The sequence below is a fragment of the Lysobacter sp. 05T417 genome (assembly GCF_056396405.1).
Genome location: NZ_JBFTLK010000002.1, coordinates 192,849 through 211,807, shown reverse-complemented (window position 1 = coordinate 211,807; position 18,959 = coordinate 192,849). Strand labels below are relative to the sequence as shown.

6 protein-coding genes are annotated in these 18,959 nt (G+C 68.8%); 5 read left to right on the top strand and 1 reads right to left on the bottom strand.

Features of this window, described 5'->3' with window-relative positions; all coding sequences use genetic code 11:
• The first annotated feature begins 103 nt into the window (after nt 1-103).
• From AC1DER_RS04285 to AC1DER_RS04265, 5 genes are read left to right on the top strand one after another with little or no spacing between them, the layout of a single operon-like run.
• The gene (locus AC1DER_RS04285; protein ID WP_477246979.1) at nt 104-7,594 is read left to right on the top strand and encodes an amino acid adenylation domain-containing protein; all 7,491 of its coding nucleotides are present in this window, start codon (nt 104-106) and stop codon (nt 7,592-7,594) included.
• Nucleotides 7,595-7,596: 2 nt separating this feature from the next.
• The gene (locus AC1DER_RS04280; RefSeq protein WP_477246977.1) at nt 7,597-13,791 is read left to right on the top strand and encodes an amino acid adenylation domain-containing protein; all 6,195 of its coding nucleotides are present in this window, start codon (nt 7,597-7,599) and stop codon (nt 13,789-13,791) included.
• A 5-nt stretch (nt 13,792-13,796) separates the two neighbouring features.
• Nucleotides 13,797-14,639, top strand: coding sequence for an alpha/beta hydrolase family protein (locus AC1DER_RS04275; protein ID WP_477246975.1), 843 nt, complete (start codon nt 13,797-13,799; stop codon nt 14,637-14,639).
• On the top strand, nt 14,636-15,478 hold the full coding sequence (locus tag AC1DER_RS04270; protein WP_477246973.1) for a serine aminopeptidase domain-containing protein: 843 nt from the start codon (nt 14,636-14,638) through the stop codon (nt 15,476-15,478). Before AC1DER_RS04275 ends, AC1DER_RS04270 begins: the two co-directional genes overlap by 4 nt.
• A gap of 5 nt (nt 15,479-15,483) precedes the next feature.
• On the top strand, nt 15,484-16,977 hold the full coding sequence (locus tag AC1DER_RS04265) for a lipopolysaccharide biosynthesis protein (RefSeq protein WP_477246971.1): 1,494 nt from the start codon (nt 15,484-15,486) through the stop codon (nt 16,975-16,977).
• Nucleotides 16,978-16,989: 12 nt separating this feature from the next.
• Here AC1DER_RS04265 and AC1DER_RS04260 read toward each other — a convergent pair whose 3' ends face one another.
• Nucleotides 16,990-18,846, bottom strand: a complete 1,857-nt coding sequence (locus tag AC1DER_RS04260) for a choice-of-anchor Q domain-containing protein (RefSeq protein WP_477357688.1) — start codon at nt 18,844-18,846, stop codon at nt 16,990-16,992.
• Between the last annotated feature and the right edge of the window lie 113 nt (nt 18,847-18,959).

Sequence of the window (18,959 nt, the reverse complement as noted above, 5' to 3'; positions counted from 1 at the left end):
ATTCGCGGCAAATATTCCGGTCCATTCCCTTGCAATGACTTCAGTGCTGACCGCCATTGCGGCGCGAGCACGTTATCCCTCAGTGGATATCGGGGGATAGAACATGCGTAACACGGGTGCGGGCACGCTGGACGAAGCGCGGGATACGTGTGGCAGCACCGCGCAAGCCGACCTGTCGCTGCTGTTGCCGGCATTGATCGAAGTCCCGGCCGATCGCCCCCGCGGACGCGACCCCACGGACACGCGTGTGCACGCGCAGCAGCTCCTGCCGGCGGCTGTGCGCACCGCGCTGCAGCTGCTGGCCGACGATCACGGGCAATCGCTGGCGGTCGCCATGCTGGCCGGCTGGGCGGTCGCGCTGTACCGCTTGTCGAACCAGACCGGGCTGGCGGTCGCGGCCGCATTCTCAGCCGATGCCGCGGCACTGCCGGTTCGCTTCGAACTCGACCCGGCTGCATCGACCACGGACCTGCTGGCCGCCACCGCAGAGCAGCTGTCGCTCGCAGCGAAGGCGCGCGACCAGGGTGAGACCACGGCCGGCTGGCAGATTGGCTTCGCCAGCGGCGACGGCGCGATGGCAGGTGTCGAGCTGGGCCTTCGCATGCGCGACAACGGCGGCATCCTGGAGATCGCGCTGGAAGGCGATGCCGCGCTGTACGACGAAGCCACACTGCAGCGTTACCTTGGCTACACACGCAACCTGCTGATCGCCGCGACCGCAACGCCGGAACTTGCAACCGGTCGCCTGGCCATGATCGATGTCGACGAGCGCGCCGACCTGCTCGACGGTTGCAACGACACGTACGTCGATTACCCGCTGGACTGCAGCCTGCATGCGCTGGTCGAAGCGCAGGTCGCGCGCAGCCCCGATGCTCCTGCGGTGATCGCGCAGGACCGTACGCTGACCTTTGCCCAGCTCAACCGCGAAGCCAATCGCCTGGCGTGCCACCTGCGCGCGCAGGGCGTGGGCCCGGACGACCGCGTCGGCATCTGCATCGAACGCGGCTGGGCGATGGTGGTCGGCTTGCTCGCCATCCTCAAGGCCGGTGGCGCCTATGTGCCGCTGGATCCGGCTTACCCGCACGATCGTCTCGTCCACATGCTCGGCGACAGCGCGCCGAAGGTGCTGCTGACGCAGGCGACGCTGCTGCCGCTGCTGCAGACGCTGGAAGTGCGCTGCCCGGTTCTGGACCTCACCGTCGAACAGCCGGCCTGGGCCGGTGAAGCCGACACCGATGTCGCGGCGCAGGCGCTCGGACTGACCGCGCGGCACCTGGCGTACATGATCTACACCTCCGGTTCGACTGGCCTGCCGAAGGGAGCGATGAACGAGCATCGCGGCATCGTCAATCGCCTGCTGTGGATGCAGGACGCCTACGGGCTTGGTGCGCACGACACGGTCCTGCAGAAGACGCCCTTCAGCTTCGACGTGTCGGTGTGGGAATTCTTCTGGCCGCTGCTGACCGGCGCGCGCCTGGTGATGGCGCGCCCTGACGGCCACAAGGATCCGGCCTATCTGGCATCGGTGATCGGCGAGCATGGCGTGACCACGCTGCACTTCGTGCCGTCGATGCTGCATGCGTTCCTCGAGGACGATGCCGCACCCTCCTGCGCGGGCGTGCTCAAGCGCGTCATGTGCAGCGGCGAGGCGTTGCCGGTCGCTCTGGCGGAGCGCTTCCACCAGCGCCTGCCGGGCGTCGAACTGCACAACCTCTATGGCCCGACCGAAGCTGCGGTCGATGTCACCGCATGGACCAGCGCACCGGGCAAGGCGACGTTGAGCGTGCCGATCGGCAAGCCGATCGCCAACACCCGCATGTACGTGCTCGACCCGTGCCTGCAACCGGTGCCGCGGGGCGTGACCGGCGAGCTCTACATTGGCGGCGTGCAGGTCGGTCGCGGTTACCTCAATCGCGACGAGCTCACGGCCGAGCGCTTCGTGGCCGACCCGTTCGCAGGCGATCGGCAGGCGCGCATGTACCGCACCGGCGACCTTGGCCGGTGGCTGCCGGACGGCAACATCGAGTACCAGGGCCGCAACGATTTCCAGGTCAAGATTCGTGGTTTCCGCATCGAACTGGGCGAGATCGAGGCGCGGCTGATGGAGCATCCGCAGGTCAGTGCCGGCGTCGTGCTGGCGCGCCCGGATGGCGATGGCGACCTGCGCCTGGTGGCCTACTACGTGACCCAGCCGGTCGATGCGGCGATCGGCGTGGAAGCGCTGCGCGCACACCTGGGCCTGCAGCTGCCCGAACACATGATCCCGGCGCATTTCGTCCGCCTGCCGGCGCTGCCGGTGACACCCAACGGCAAGCTCGACCGGCGCGCGCTGCCCGAGCCGGGTTCGGAACGGCCGGAACTGGCCGTGGCATTCGAACCGGCGCAGGGTGCGATCGAGCAGATGATCTGCGCGGCGTACGCGTCGGTGCTGGGCATCGAACAAGTCGGCCGCAACGACAACTTCTTCGACCTGGGCGGCAACTCGCTGCTGGCGATGCGGCTGCTCGAGCGCGTCCGCCGCGAGCGCGAGGCGACGGCAGGCGAGGGCGCATCGAACACGCCGCTGTCGGCGCTGGATTTCTTCCGTCACCCGACACCGTCGGCACTGGCATCGCTCCTGCAGGGCGGGGCGCAGACGACCATCCCGGCGTCGCGCTTCGGCCGCGCGCCGCGCGAGGGCGCTGCCCGCAACGAAGCCATTGCCATCGTCGCCATGGCCGGCCGCTTCCCCGGTGCCGGCGACGTCGAGGCGTTCTGGCGGAATCTGTGCGAAGGCCGCGACAGCATCACCTACTTCAAGCCCGACGAGCTCGATCCGGCCGTCACCGCCAGCGAGCGCAGCGATCCGGGCTACGTCGCCGCGCGTGGCGTCATTGAAGGCCTGGAAAACTTCGACGCCGCCTTCTTCGGCATCAGTCCGCGCGAAGCCGAGCTGATGGATCCGCAGCAGCGCATCTTCCTGGAGCTGAGCTGGGAATGCCTGGAACGCGCCGGCTACGCGCCCGATGCCACGCCCGGACCGGTCGGCGTGTTCGCCGGCATGAACAACGGCACCTACTTCCAGCGCCATCTCGCGCATCGTCCCGACCTGATCGCCAAGCTCGGCGACTTCCAGGTCATGGTCAACAACGAGAAGGACTACATCGCCACCCACGTCGCCCACAAGCTCAACCTGACCGGGCCGGCGGTGAGCACGCATACCGCGTGTTCGACCTCGCTGGTGGCGATCTGCCAGGCCGTGGACAGTCTGCGCGCCGGGCATTGCGACATGGCCCTGGCGGGCGCGGCGTCGGCGACGTGTCCGCCGCGCAGCGGCTACCGCCACATCGAAGGCGCGATGCTCTCGCGCGATGGTCACACCCGCACGTTCGACCGCGATGCCACCGGCACGGTGTTCAGCGATGGCGCGACGGTGGTGCTGCTCAAGCGCCTGGACGACGCGCTCGCCGATGGCGACCCGGTCTATGCCGTGATCCGCGGCGCCGCCGTCAACAACGACGGTGGCCACAAGGCCAGCTTCACCGCGCCCAGCAGCGAAGGGCAGGCTGCGGTGATCGCGATGGCGCACACCGACGCGGGCGTCGACCCGCGCAGCATCGGCTATGTCGAGGCGCACGGTACCGGCACGCCGCTGGGCGATCCGATCGAGGTCGAGGGGCTGACGCGCGCGTTCCGTCGCAGCACCGCCGACACTGGCTTCTGCCGGATCGGCTCGGTCAAGAGCAACGTCGGCCACCTGGTCATCGCTGCTGGCGGTGCGGGCGTGATCAAGACGGCGCTGTCGCTGTGGGAGCAGCGCATCCCGGCGTCGCTGCACTACCAACAGGCCAATGCATCGATCGATTTCGGCGCGACTCCTTTCATCGTCAACGACCGCCTCAGCGACTGGCCCGCGGGCAATGCGCCGCGGCGCGCCGGCGTGAGCTCGTTCGGCGTGGGCGGAACCAACGCCCATGTCGTGATCGAAGAAGCGCCCGCGCGCGACGAATCCGAGCGGGGGCAGGGCCCACAGTTGCTGGTGCTGTCGGCGCGGACCCCGGCGGCGCTGGCGCGTTCGGCCGAGCGCCTGGCAGACCATCTGGCGGCGCAACCGCAGGCCAACCTGGCCGACGTCGCCTGGACCCTGGCGGTGGGCCGCAAGGCCTTCGCACACCGTGTGTGCGTGGTGGCTGACGACGTCGCCGCCGCCGTGGATGCACTGCGCACGAACGAGCTGACCGCCGCGGCGACACGCAGCCGGCCGGCGCGTTCAAGCGATGTCGTCTTCATGTTCCCGGGGCAGGGCTCGCAGTACGCCGGCATGGGCCGTGGCCTGTACGCCAGCGAGCCGGCTTTCCGCGCCGCCTTCGACGAGTGTGCCGACCTGCTGCGCGCCGAACTCGGCTTCGATCTGCGCGAACGCGTCTTCGCCGGCAGTGCCGAGGACCTGCAGCCGACGGCCACGATGCAACCAGCCACCTTCGCCATCGAGTACGCGCTGGCGCGGATGTGGATGAGCCACGGCGTGATGCCGGCGGCGATGATCGGCCACAGCGTCGGCGAGTTCGTCGCCGCCGCGCTGGCCGGGGTGTTCACGCTTGCCGATGCACTGCGCCTGGTCGCCCGTCGCGGTGCGCTGATGCAGGCGCAGCCGACCGGCACCATGATGTCGGTTCGCCTGGCGCTGGACGCACTGCTGCCGCGACTGCCGGACGATCTTTCGCTGGCGGCCGAGAACGCGCCCGGTGCCTGTGTCGTGTCCGGTCCGGACGACGCGATCGCGCGGTTCCAGGGGCAACTCGAGTCCGACGGCGTGGCGTGCCGGGTGCTGCATACCTCGCACGCCTTCCACTCCTCGATGATGGACGACGTGGTCGCGCCGTTCCGCGCGGAAGTGGCGGCGGTGGTGCGCAGCGCACCGGCCGTGCCGCTGATGTCGACGGCAAGCGCGCAGTGGCTCGATGACGAGACGGCCATGTCCGCCGAGTACTGGGCACAGCATCTGCGCGAGCCGGTCCGTTTCGCCGCCGCGCTCGAGCGACTGGTCGATGAGCGCCCGCGCGTGCTGCTGGAAGTCGGCCCGCGGACCACGCTGGCCACCCTGGCGCGGCAACACCCGGGCGTGCAGCGCCAACCGGCCGTCGCAGTCTCCACGCTCACCGATTCGCCGGACGCCGAGGAGGCGTGCATCCGCAACGCCGCCGGGCAGCTCTGGTGCCGCGGCGCCGCCATCGACCCGGCCACGTTCGACCGCCGCCAGCAGCGCCGCCGCGTGCTGCTGCCGACCTATCCCTTCGAGCGGCAACGTTTCTGGGTGGAAGCGCCATCGGCGATCGCCAATGTCGTTCCGCACCCTGCACTGAACATCACCACGGATCTGGAGATTCCCATGCCGCACCTCGTCGCGTCCCCCACCACCCAGGACGTCGGCTCGCCTGCCCAGAGCGCCGTAGCCGCCGATCGCCGGCCGGCACTGATCGGCCGGCTGCGCGATGTCTTCGAGGACGTGGTCGGTTTCGATCTGTCCGATGCCGACAGTGAAGCCAACTTCATGGAGCTCGGCCTGGACAGCCTGATGCTGACCCAGGTGGCGACGCAGTTGCAGCGGACCTTCGCGGTCAGCGTCACCTTCCGCCAGCTGATGGGCGAGTTCTCAAGCCTGGAGCGGTTGTCGAAGATGCTCGACGAGCGTCTGCCGCCGGAGGCGCCGCCGGCGCCTGTCGCCGCGCCGGCGCCGGTTGCGAGCGCAGCGGTGGCGCAGGCCGCCGTGGCAGTGGCAGCGCCGCAGGTCATGGCGATGCCGGCGCAGGCGTTGCTTGGCGCGGCCCAGGGCGACTTCGCCCGTACCCTGATCGCGCAGCAGATGCAGCTGATGCAGCAACAGCTGGCATTGCTGTCGGGGGTGCCGGTCGCCGTTGCCGCGCCTGCAACGGTTGCGGTGGCCCCGGCTGCCGCCGCAGTCGCTGCCGCTCCAGTCGCCGCTGCTCCAATGTCCGCCGCCCCGGTGGCACCGTCTGCCGCCACCGACGCGACTGCCGACCCCGAAGCGGCCGCGCTCGCCCACACCAAGTACGACGTGCAGAAGGCGTTTGGCGCGATCGCCCGCATCCATAACGCCCGCCAGGATTTCAACGATCACCAGCGCAAGCGCCTGGCCGAGTTCATCGCGCGCTACCTGGCGCGCAGCCCTAAGTCGAAGGCATACACCCAGCAGCACCGTGCCCACATGGCCGATCCGCGCGTGGTCAACGGGTTCCGGCCGGCGCTGAAGGAAATCATCTACCAGATCGTGATCGGGCGTTCCAAGGGTTCGCACCTGTTCGACATCGACGGCAACGAGTACATCGACGCCACCAACGGCTTCGGCATGAGCATGTTCGGCTGGCAGCCGGACTTCGTGCTCGATGCGATCCGCCAGCAGCTGGACCTGGGCTACGAGATCGGCCCGCAGCATCCGCTGTCGGGCGAGGTGGCCAGGCTGATCTGCGATTTCACCGGCCACGACCGCGCCGCGCTGTGCAACACCGGTTCGGAAGCCGTGCTCGGCGCGATCCGCATCGCCCGCACCATCACCGGCCGCAGCACCATCGTCACCTTCAACGGCTCGTATCACGGCATCAACGACGAAGTGATCGTGCGCGGCACCAAGAAGCTGCGCGCGGTGCCGGCCGCGCCCGGCATCCTCGCCAACACCGCCGAGAACGTGCTGGTGCTCGACTACGGCACGCCCGAATCGCTGGAGATCATCCGCAGCCGTGCCCACGAGCTGGCCGCGGTGCTGGTGGAGCCGGTGCAGAGCCGGCGTCCGGACTTCCAGCCGGTCGAGTTCCTGCGCGAGGTCCGCAAGATCACCGAAGACGCTGGTGCCGCGCTGATCTTCGACGAAGTCATCACCGGATTCCGCAGCCATCCGGCTGGCGCGCAGGCGCTGTTCGGCATCAAGGCGGACATTGCGACCTACGGCAAGGTCATCGGTGGCGGCTACCCGCTCGGCGTGGTCGCCGGCAGGCGCGAGTTCATGGACGCCCTCGACGGCGGCCACTGGCAGTACGGCGACGATTCGGTGCCCACCGTCGGCGTCACGTACTTCGCCGGCACGTTCGTCCGCCACCCGCTGGCGCTGGCTGCGGCCAAGGCAGTGCTGGAGCACATGAAGGAAGTCGGGCCGGCATTGCAGGAGCAGCTCACCGCGCGCACGACCGCGTATGTCGATGAGCTCAATGCGTTCCTGGAGGAGGTCGGCGCGCCGATCAGCATCAAGCGCTTCGCCTCGCTGTGGCGCACGCAGTTCCTCGAAGACCACCCGATGCAGGAACTGCTGTTTGCGATGCTGCGCAGCCGCGGGGTCCACATCGTCGACAACTTCCCTTGCTTCCTGACCACCGCGCACAGCGAAGCCGATGTCCAGGCGATGCTGAAGGCCTACAAGGAGTCGGTGCTGGAACTGGTGGAAGCGCAGCTGCTGCCGGGCCGCCTCGGGCCGCCGCCGGTGGTGATGGATCCGAACCGTCCGCCGGTGCCAGGCGCACGGCTCGGTCGCGAACCGGACGGACGCCCGGCCTGGTTCGTGCCCAACGAAAGCGAACCGGGCAAGTACCGCAAAGTGGGAGCATGAGCATGGCGGCCATCGTGCAGACTCCGCCCAGCGATACGGTCGACTACGATCCGTTCGCTGACGGCGTACTCGATCGCGTCGTACCCACCACCGAACCGCAACGCGAAGTCTGGCTTGCCGCCCAGCTCGGCGACGACGCCACGCTCGCGTTCAACGAGTCGGTGTCGCTGCATCTGCGCGGCCGCCTCGATCGTGCCGCGCTGCACGCCGCCCTGGGCGATCTGCTGCAACGCCACGACGCACTGCGCTCCAACTTCGGCCCCGATGGCGAAACGCTGTGCGTGCGCGAAGTGGCGCAACTGCCGCTGCCCGTCATCGACCTGTCGGCGCTGGCGCCGCCAGCCCGCGATGCGGCGCGCCTGGAGCGGCAGCGCCTCGCGGTGGAAACCGGATTCGAGCTGGCCCACGGCGAGCTGTTCCGCGCCGAACTGCTGTGCCTGGGCGAAGACGACCACGTCCTGCTGCTGACCGCGCACCACATCGTCTGCGACGGCTGGTCGTGGTGGCTGATCGTGCAGGACCTGGGCCAGCTGTACGGCAGCCGTTGTGGCGCCCCGGTGGCGCCGATCGCGCCGGCGGTAGCGTTCTCCGAATACGCGCTGGCGCAGGCGATCCACCCCGACAGCGCGACCGCTGCCGGCGACGAGGCCTACTGGCTGTCGCGCTTTGCCAGCGGCGCACCCGTGCTCGACCTGCCCACCGATCGGCCGCGTCCGGTCCGGCGCAGCTTCGCCTCGCGCCGCGAGGACCACCTGCTGGACCCGGAACTGGTCGCCGCGGTGCGCCGCATGGGCGCACGCCGTGGCGTGAGTCTGTTCGCGACCCTGCTGGCCGGCTTCGCCTGCGTGCTCTCACGCCTGGCCGGGCAGGACGAGGTCGTGGTCGGCATCCCGGCGGCCGGGCAATCGGTCGACGGCAACGACCAGCTGGTCGGCCACTGCGTCAACCTGCTGCCGCTTCGCTTCGGCATCGAGGCCAAGGATGCCTTCGGCAAGGTCCTCGATGACGCCCAGTCGACCCTGCTCGACGCCATCGACCACCAGCGCTACACGTTCGGCACGCTGCTGAGCAAACTGCGCATCGAGCGCGACCCGGGGCGCCTGCCGCTGTGCAGCGTGATGTTCAACATCGACCAGGCGCTGGAACGCGAGACCGCCGGCTTCCCGGGCCTGACCCTGGAATTCAGCAACAACGCGCGCAGTTTCGAGAACTTCGAAATCTTCATCAATGCCGTGCAGACCCAGGGCGGAATGCGCCTGGAGTGCCAGTACAACAGCGACCTGTTCGACGCCGACACCGTCGGCCGCTGGCTGGCCGCCTACGAATCGCTGCTGCGCGATGCCGTGGCCCGGCCCGATGCCGACGCCAGCGCGCTGTCAGTGGTCAACGCCGCCGCCTACGCCGAGCTCAATGCGCTGCAACCGGAGCCCAGTGCATTCGACCGGCAGTGCCGGATGCATGAATACTTCGAGCGGCAGTGCGATCTCACCCCCGGCCGCACCGCGCTGATCTTCAACGGGCGCGCGGTCTGCTACGCCGAACTGGAGGACCGCTCCAACCGCATCGCCCAACTGCTGCGCAGTCGCGGCGTGCGTCGCGGCTCGCTGGTCGGGCTGGTGCTCGATCGCGGTGTCGACATGCTGGCCGGCCTGCTCGGCACGCTCAAGGCCGGCGCCGGTTACGTGCCGCTGGATCCGCACTTCCCGGCCGAACGCCTGACCTACATGGCCGGCGATGCCGGCCTGGCGGCGCTGCTCACGCAGCAGGCCCATGCCGGCAATTTCGACCTGCGCGGCAGGCCTGTACTTGCGCTCGATGCGCTCGAAGACGAACTGGAAAGCTTGCCGGGCGAGCGCCTGGGTCGTGACGCAATGGCGGCCGAGCCGGAATCGATCGCCTACGTGATCTACACCTCCGGCTCGACCGGGCGGCCCAAGGGCGTGCAGGTGCCGCACCGTGCGGTCAGCAACTTCCTGGCCAGCATGCAGCGCGAGCCCGGCATCGTCGACAGCGACCGGCTGGTTGCGGTGACGACGCTGTCGTTCGACATCGCCGTGCTCGAACTGCTGCTGCCGTTGAGTGTCGGCGCGCAGGTGGTGCTGGCCGACCGCGACACCGCCACCGACGGCGTTGCACTGGCGCAGCTGGTGCGCAGCAGCGGGGCGACGATCATGCAGGCCACGCCGGCCTCCTGGCGCCTGCTGCTGGACGCGGACTGGAAAGGCGACACGAACTTCAAGATCCTCTGCGGCGGCGAAGCCCTGCCGGCCGACCTGGCGGCGCAGCTGCTGCAGCGCTGCGGTTCGCTGTGGAACGTCTATGGCCCGACCGAGACGACGGTGTGGTCGACCTGCGCCCGTGTCGTCGCATCGGCGCAGGGCAAGCCGGCCGACATCCACATCGGCCGCCCGATCGCCAACTCCCAGGTCTGGATCCTCGACCCGCAGGGCGGCCTGTGCCCGCTCGGTGTGCCCGGTGAAATCTGGATCGGTGGCGATGGCGTCACCCTGGGTTATCTCAATCGCGCCGAACTGACCTCCGAGCGCTTCATCGACGATCCCTTCGCCAAGACCCCTGGCGCGAAGCTGTACCGCACCGGTGACCGCGGTCGCTGGCGCCAGGACGGCGTGCTCGAACACATGGGCCGCCTGGATTTCCAGGTCAAGGTCCGTGGCTACCGCATCGAACTGGGTGAGATCGAAGCACTGCTGGCGACCCATGCGGGTGTGGCGCGCGTGGTCGTTGCCGCGCGCGAGGACCGCCCCGGCGACGTGCGCCTGGTTGCCTATGTCGTCGCCGCCGAAGGGCACGCTGCCGAAGGGCACGCGGTCGAAGGGCACGCGGTCGACGAGGCACAACTGCTGTCGCACCTGCGCGGCTCGTTGCCCGATTACATGATCCCGCAGCACCTGATGCTGCTCGATGCGATTCCGCTGTTGCCCAACGGCAAGATCGACCGCAAGTCATTGCCGGTGCCCGACATGAGCGCGCGCGCCGCCGGGGAGCGCATCGCACCGCGCAGCCCGCTCGAACGCACCATCGCCGAGACCATGGCCAAGGTGCTGGGCGTGGCCGAGCTCGGCGTCGACGACGATTTCTTCTCGCTCGGCGGCCACTCGCTGCTGGCGGCGCAGCTGACTTCGCGACTCAACAAGGAACTGGGCATCGCGCTGTCGCTGCGGGCGCTGTTCGACGGCCCGACGGTGGCGAAGCTGGCGCGCCTGATCGACGCCTACCAGCGCGAGCACGGCGGCGAAGGCGCGATCGTGCGCGAGCCAATCGTGCACCTTGCCGACCAGTCGCACGGCCCGATGTCGGTGATGCAGGAACGCCTGTACCTGCTGGAGCAGTTCAACCCGGGCCAGATCACCTACAACACGCCGTCGGCGCACCGCCTGCGTGGTCCGCTCGATACCGAGGCGTTCCAGCGCGCCGTGCAGGCGATGCTGCAGCGGCAGTCGGCGCTGCGCACGTCCATCGAGCTGGTCGATGGCGAACCGATGCAGGTCGTGCACGATCATGTCGCGCTGGACATCCGCGAGGTCGAGGACCTGAGCCACTTTGCCGACGATGTCCGCGACGGCGAAGTCTCGAAGCGCCTCGATACGCTGATCAAGCAGCCGTTCCGGCTCGACCAGGCGCCGTTGATCGCCTCGCGCCTGTTCCGGCTGGGCGCGGAGGAACACGTGTGGTTCTTCATGCCGCACCATCTGATCTGGGACGGCTGGTCGTTCGACCTGATGTACACCGAAATGTCCGAGCTGTACCAGGCGCAGGTCGAGAACCGCGCACCGGTGCTGCCCGAACTCAGCGTGACCTACCTCGACTACTCGGTCTGGCACCGGCAGTGGCTGCAGGGCAGCGAGTACGCGAAGCAGCTGGCGTTCTGGCGCGACCGCCTCGGCGGCGCGGGGCAGGGCGTGGAGGCATTGCCGACCGACCTGCCGCGGCGACCGGGCATGTCCGGTCGCGGCGTCACGCGACGCGTCAATGTCTCGCGCGCCACCACCGAGACCCTGCACGCCGCCGCGCTGAAGCTCGATGCGACGCTGTTCATGGTGCTGCTGACCGCGTACTTCACCCTGGTCAGCCGCACATCGGGACTGCGCGAGCTGATCGTCGGCACACCGGTGCGCGGCCGCAACAGCGCCGAAGTTGAACCGCTGATGGGCTACTTCACCAGCCTGCTGCCGCTGCGGGTGGAGCTGGATGCATCGATGACGTTCGCCCAGGCGCTGGCCCGGGTGAAGGACATGGTGCTCGACAGCTTCGGCCATCCGGACGTGCGCCTGGAGGACCTGGTGCGCGAGTTGAGCATGCGCAGCCGCGAAGGTGGCGCGGTGCTGTACCACGCGCTGTTCTCGTTCCAGGACATCCGCAAGCGCGTGACCCACTGGGGGCCGCTGGAGCACGGGCGCTTCCCGGTGTTCCAGACCGGCGCCACCCAGGACCTGGGCATGTGGCTGGTGGAGCAGGACGAAGGCCTGTCGGGCGGGTTCATGCACAACGCCGACATCTTCCACGCTGAAACCGCCGACCTGCTCTATAGCCGCTACCTGCAACTTCTCGAGCGCATCGGCCGCGATCCGGCGATGACCCTGGAAGCGCTGACCACGTTCGACGACGGCCAGCCGCTGCTGTTCGGCCGGCCAGCCGCGGAGGCCGCGGTCGATGCGCCTGCCGCGCAGGAGCCACCGGCCGGGGCGGTCGCATTGACTGCTGCGGCCAACGATGAAGACCTCGATCCGCTGGCCGCGCGCCTGCTCGAGATCTGGCGCGACCTGCTGCGCAACCCGCGCATCGTCGCCGACGACGACTTCTTCACCCTCGGCGGCCATTCGCTGCAGGCGGTGCAGATGTTCCACCGCTTCAACCACGAGACCGGCATCAACCTGCCGCTGGCGACGCTGTTGAGCGCGCGCACGGTGCGCGCGCTGGCACTGGCCTACCGCCATGCCGGCGCCCATGCCGAAGGCGAGGAGAACGCATCCGCGCGCCCGGACCCGTGGGCGCCGCTGGTGCCGATCCGTACGCACGGCGATGGCCTGCCGTTCTTCCTGGTGCATGCCGTCGGCGGCAACGTCCTCAACTATCGCGCCCTGGCGGAGGCGTTGCCGGAAGGGTTCCCGATCCATGGCCTGCAGGCGCTCGGGCTCGACGGCCGGACGGCGCCGCTGGAGAGCATCCAGGCCATGGCCGAGCGCTATGTGCGCGAGATCCGTCAGCTGCAACCGCACGGTCCGTATCATCTGGCCGGCGGCTCGATGGGCGGCATGATCGCCTATGAGATGGCGCAGCAACTGGTCGCCGCCGGAGAACGGGTCGGGCTGCTCGCACTCATCGATACCTCCGCCGAGTTCGGCAGCCGCTACCGCGAGAGTGTGCGCAATGGACTGGTCGCGCGCGTGCGCCGCTTGCGCCAGCGCATGCAGGGGCAATCGTTCGGCGAACGCATCGCCACGATCAGCGATGCGGTCAATCGTCGCATCCAGGCCCGGCAGTTGCGCCAGCACGCCGAGCAGGCACGCCTCAGCGGTGCTCCGCTTCCGCACGACATCCGCTACGCCGAACTCGAGGCGGTGCACACCCGCGCCTACGTCAACTATGCGGTGCAGGCCTATCCGGCTGCCGTGGTGCTGTTCCGCGCCAACGAACAGCCCGCGCACCTGCGCGACAAACCGGCGCTGGGCTGGGAGTCGCTGGTCGACTCGATCCGCATCATCGCCATTCCCGGCTCGCACCGCGGCCTGGTCGAAGCGCCGGCGCTGGCGCGGGCGCTGGGCGCCACCATCGTCCGTGCCCAGGCTGGCGCCACCGAAGATCTCGCTGCACTGGCGCTGTCCGGCCTGGACGATCCCGGCAACGACGAGTCGGTGACCGACACCGCCGCCATCGACGCAGCCGACCCGCGCTGCGCCTACCTTCGTGGCCTGTGGAAGGAACTGCTGGGCACGGAGGTCAGCCATGCGGACAACTTCTTCGACCTGGGTGGAAACTCGATGCTCGCGGTGCAGATGTCCAGCCGCGTCGCCAAGGAGACCGGCGTGCGAATCCAGCTGATGCGGCTGGCGACGCAGAGCCTGGCGCAGATCGCCGCCGAGCTGCCGGCTTCGGCCGTCAGCCAGGAGGAAAGCGGCGTCGCCTCGCGCATGGCGCGCCAGGTCAAGCGTCTGTTGCGCACGGGGATCGTCGAGTGACCGGCATGAACGCAATCGCCATCGACGAAGCCGCAGCGGTGAGCAGCGGCCCCGTGTTGTTCGGCGGCGCCGACCGCCGCCTGTTCGGGTTGCTGCATGCACATGCCGCGCAGGATGCCGGGCGCGGCTCGATGCTGTTGTGCGCGCCGTTGCTGCAGGAAGGCATCCGCACGCATCGCGCGCTGTGGTCGGTGGCCGAATCGGTGGCCGCTACGGGCGCAACCGCGCTGTGCTTCGACTGGTATGGCAGCGGCGATTCCGCCGGCGCCGATCCCGAACTGGGTCTGGCCGGACTGTTCGACGACCTCGACGCCGCGCGGCGGCTGTTGTCCGGGCGCAGTGGTGGCGATCGCATCACCTGGCTGGCGTTGCGCAGTGCCGCGTTGCCGCTGCTGTCCTATCTGCCGACGCTGGTGCAGCCGGTCGACGTGGTGTTGTGGGATCCGCAGCTGGTCGGCGCCGATGTGGTCGACTCCTGGCGTCGCCAGCATCACGCCCAGCTGTACGACAGTGGCCGCTACGCCCATGCGCGGCATGAACCCGATCCCGACGACCTGCTGGGTTTCCGCGTCGATGCGCAGACGCTGGCGACGTGGTCATCCTTCGACGTCACGGCCACGCCCCTGCCACGCGGCAGCCGCGTGCGCCTGGCGCAGTGGCAGGCTTGCGACGCCACCGCACGCTTCGTCCGGACCCAGCAGGAAAATGCAGTCGAGGTCGGCGTGATCGAACTGGAACCCTCCGAGCAACCGGCCTGGGAAGAGCCCCGGCAGTTTGGCAGCCAGGCCTACCCGCGCCGCAGTGTCGCGCAGCTGGGACAGCGCCTGGCCGCAGGGATGGCGCAATGAACCTGCAGGTAAAGATGACAGGTGACAACGTCGAACCGCTCGACACCGGCGAGCGCGTGGTGCAGTTCGGCAATGGCCTGGTTGGTGTGATCAGCCACGTGGGCAATGCAGTGAAACCGCGCGTGGGCGTGCTGCTGCTCAATGCCGGCATCACCCGCCATGTCGGGCCGTTCCGCGGCCATGTCGAACTTGCCCGCAGGCTCGCGGCGCAGGGCATTCCGGTATTGCGCTTCGACCAGTCCGGGCTCGGCGACAGCGCCTTGCCGGGGCAGGCGACCAGCGACCGCCGCCGTCGCGAGGTCGATGCGGCGATGCGCGTGCTCGCCGAGAACACCGGCGTCTACCGCTTCGTGCTGTGCGGCCTGTGCTCGGGCGCCGATGACGCCTTCCACGTGGCGGCGGCCGATCCACGCGTCGCCGGCACCATCCTGATCGACGGCCTGGCCTATCCGACCGTGGGCTTCTGGCTGCGCCACGTGCTGCCGCGCCTGCTCCAACCGGGCAAGGTGCTGCGCTACCTGCGTTCGCGCGGCAGCGGTGCGCCATCGCTGGCGGATTACCGCGATTTTCCGTCGCGTCCGGATGCGGTGCGGATGCTGTCTACGATGGTCGCGCGCGATGCGCGCCTGCTGTTCGTCTTCACTGGCGGCGCCTACCCGTACTTCAACCATCGCGCGCAGCTTGCCGCCTGCCTTGGCAGTGCCGCGGCGTCCAGCCAGGTCAGCCTGGAGTTCTGGCGCGAGTACGACCACACCTTCTACCTGCGCAAGCATCGCCGCGTGCTGATCGAACGCATCGCTGGCTGGATGCAGTCGCAGTTCGGGCCGGCGGGGCAGTGACGGCAATGGCCAGCGAATCTCCCGGCATCGGCAAGCATTACCTGCGTTATTCCTCGGCCAACATCCTGGTGCTGCTGGCCGGGCTGGTGTCGTTCCCGATCATGACCCGGCTGCTGGACAACACCCAGTACGGCATCCTCGGTTACTACGACACCTGGGTATTGATGGCGGTGGCGATTGCCAAGCTCGGTGCCCAGCATTCGATCCTGCGCTTCTACCCGCACGGCGGTGACAGCACCGCGGTGCGCACGTTCGCGACCAACCTGTTCTACCTGCCATTGCTGGTGTCGCTGGTGCTGTGGGTGCTCACCGGAACCGGAATCGTCGTCACCGACTGGTTCGTCGGCGCGACCCAGTCGCCGGTGTTCTGGATGGCGATGCTGATGATCCCGGCCATGGTCTACAGCAGCCTGGTGGAGACCGTGCTGCGCGCCACCGAGCGCTCGCGGACGGTGATGTTCACCCGCATCGCCTGGCGCTATCTGCAGCTGCTGCTGATGGTCGGAGCGGTCGTGGCGATCCAGCACACCGCGCTGGTCGCCTATGCCGGCAAGCTGGTGTCTGCGCTGCTGGGCATCGCCTTCTACGTGTTCTGGGCCCACCGCAATCTGGGATTCTCGCGGCAGGCCCTGGATCCAGGCTCGCTGAAGCAATCGATGGCGTTCGGCATGCCGCTGGTGGCGACCGAGATGCTGTCGGTGGCGCTGGTTTCGGTAGACCGGCTGATGCTCAAGGGGCTGTCGGGCGACTTCGCGGTGGTCGGCATCTACAGCATCGGTGCAGGCCTGGCGATGCAGGTCCACATGTTCATGAACCTCACCGTGTTCGAGTCGTTCACGCCGATGGCGAACCGGCTGTTCGTCACCGAGAACGCGGCGGCGGTGCGCGCCCTGAAGCTCAAGATGCTGCTGCCGATGACCTACGCCGCGGTCGGCATCTCCATTGCGCTGCTGTGCCTGGGCACCGACGTCATCATCGCCCTGAGCGGCGCCGGCAAGGCCGCCTCCGGGCCGGTGTTTGCAGTCATTGGCGCGACCAATGCCGTGCTGCCGGTGATGCTGGTATGCGGTTACGGTCTCATGCTCGAGAAGCGCACCCGCACGGTGTTCGCCCTGGGATGCACGACCGTGCTGCTCAACACCGCCCTCAACTTTGTCCTGATCCCCAGGTACGGGTTCATGGGCGCGTCGTACGCGACGGTGGCCAGCTCCTTTGTCGCCGGCATCGGCCACTGCATGCTGGTGTCGCCGACGCTGCGCCAGCTGCCGGACCGGCGCACGCTGGCGGTGGCGGGCGTCGCCGCGGTGGTCGCCGCGATCTGCGCATGGGGTTCGTTGCACCTGGGGCTGCGGCCTGGATGGCAACGCCTGATCGGCGCCGGCCTGCTGATCGGTGGCCCTTACCTGGCGACGCTGCTGCTGCTCGATCCGCGCCTGCGCGCGATGCTGCCGATGGGGCGCAAGGCGCCGCAGGGCACTGGCGAATCGCTGGCGGGGTAACCGGGCCGCGGCTTACCCGTAACGTGCGCGCTGCTTGCGCAGGGCAACGAAGATTCCGGCGGTCAGGAGCGAGGCAATCACGATCGAGCCGATGGTCTTGGCCGAGGCCTGTGGCGGCGCGACCGTGTCGGGGCCGATCGGTTCCGGCGCGGGGCCGGTGGACGGTTGCGGCGTCGCTGCGCCGCCGCCTGCCGCTGCCGGGGCCGCGGCCTTGCCGCCCTGGACCTCGATGGCGCCGATATCGGCGGCCGCGCCCGACGGGCGTGTGTGGTGCAGGTAGTCGACACCTGCATCGGTCGACTGTGACGCGCCGTCGATCAGCGGGCTGCCGGCCAGCGGCACCGCATCGAAGCCGGCCATGTCCATGCCGGTCAGGCGCGGATTGCGTCCGCACAGGTTGCCCTTGAAGCACTGGTCGTCCTTGACGTTCCAGAAGGCATTCCCGGAGAAGTTCACGATCGCCTTGCTCTCGTCTGCGTAGTGGCCGCAGGTCAGTTCGCCGCTCTTGTCTTCGCCGTTGGCGAGGAAGTCGGGCTGGCCGACCAGGGCGTTGTCGAGAATGTCCACGCGCGAGGACTCATCGCCGCCGGACGTGAGGATCAGGCAATCGCCTTCGCCGGTGATGGTGTTGTGGCGGACGATGGCCTTCTGGTTGCGGCCGATGCCGATCGAAAGCGCATTGCCCATGGCCCGGCACATGTCGCTCCAGGTCATGTCGAACTTGTCGTGGAAGTAGCCGCACTGGCCGATGATCACCGAGTTCTCGATCAGCGCGTTGCCGGCGGTCTTGATCTGGTTGCCGGCGTTGGCCGCCGCATACGTGCGCCGCACCACCACGGTCGCGGTCTTGGAACCGTCGGTGTAGAGCAGGTCGAGGCCGTCGGAGGTGTTGTGGTGGATGCGCGAGTCCTCGACCAGCCAGTGGCCGTCGGTCCGCGCCGTGCCCAGCCCGTCGCCGTAGCCGCCGTTCTCCTGCGCCCAGCACGCATAGGGTTCGCCGGTCTTCCAGCGCTCGGCGCAGCCGTTCCAGGCGATCTCGACGTTGCGCAGGATGATGTCGCCGGAGTTGGAGCTCTCGTCCTCGCCGACATCGCCGTCCCAGCCGGCCCAGCCGTTGGCGATGATGCGTACCCGTTCGACCGTCCAGTCGGTCAGCGCGCCGGCCATGATGCCGCGACCGGACAGGCCGTGGATGTTGAGGTCATGCAGCCAGACGTTGCGCGAGTGCTTGGCGTACAGGCCCACCGACGCCCAGTCGCCGTAGGGCGACTTGTCGCGTTCGCAGCGGACGTTGTCGTCGGTGTGGAATTCCACACAGTCGCTGCGATCGGTGATCTCCAGGCAGCCGACCTCGACGTTGTCGGTCTTCTGCAGGTTCAGGACGATGTCCAGTCGCTGCGTGCCCCACAGCTTGGGCGGGGCCTTGCAGCCGGTGTCGTAGCCCTGGCCGAGGATGCGCGTCTTCGCATCGGGGCTGCGGCCACTGGGCGGCGCGGCCGGATAGCAGTCGTACGGGGCTTCTTCATAGCAGCGTGAACTGTCGTCGCCGGCACTGGGGGCGCCCCAGCCGATCATGTAGTCGCCGGACGCGATGATCAGCGTGTCGCCGCCTTCGATGCGTGGGCGGTCGTTGGTCGGCAATGCGTAGAAGGGATGCTTCCAGGCGCAATCGAGCTTGCTGCCGCTGCCGGGGTAGGGCGCGTCGGCGCGGCCGTTGCATTGCTTGTCGTCGCCGCCGTCGGTGCGGACGTAGTAGGTCGTGGCCGCGGCGGCCTGGCCCCACCCGGCGAGCAGCGACAGCAGGATCAGAATCCAGCCGAGCCGGAGCCAGCGGAGCCGGAGCGGAAGAGGGCGCGGTTGAGCGGGCATGATGGTTCCCGGAGCGGGGGCAGGGATGCGCGAGAGGCGAACAGCCGGTACACCCCTGACAACGGACTTCGCGGCCGGCGCCGGCCTGTGGTCGCGCCGTTTGCGCGTTCATG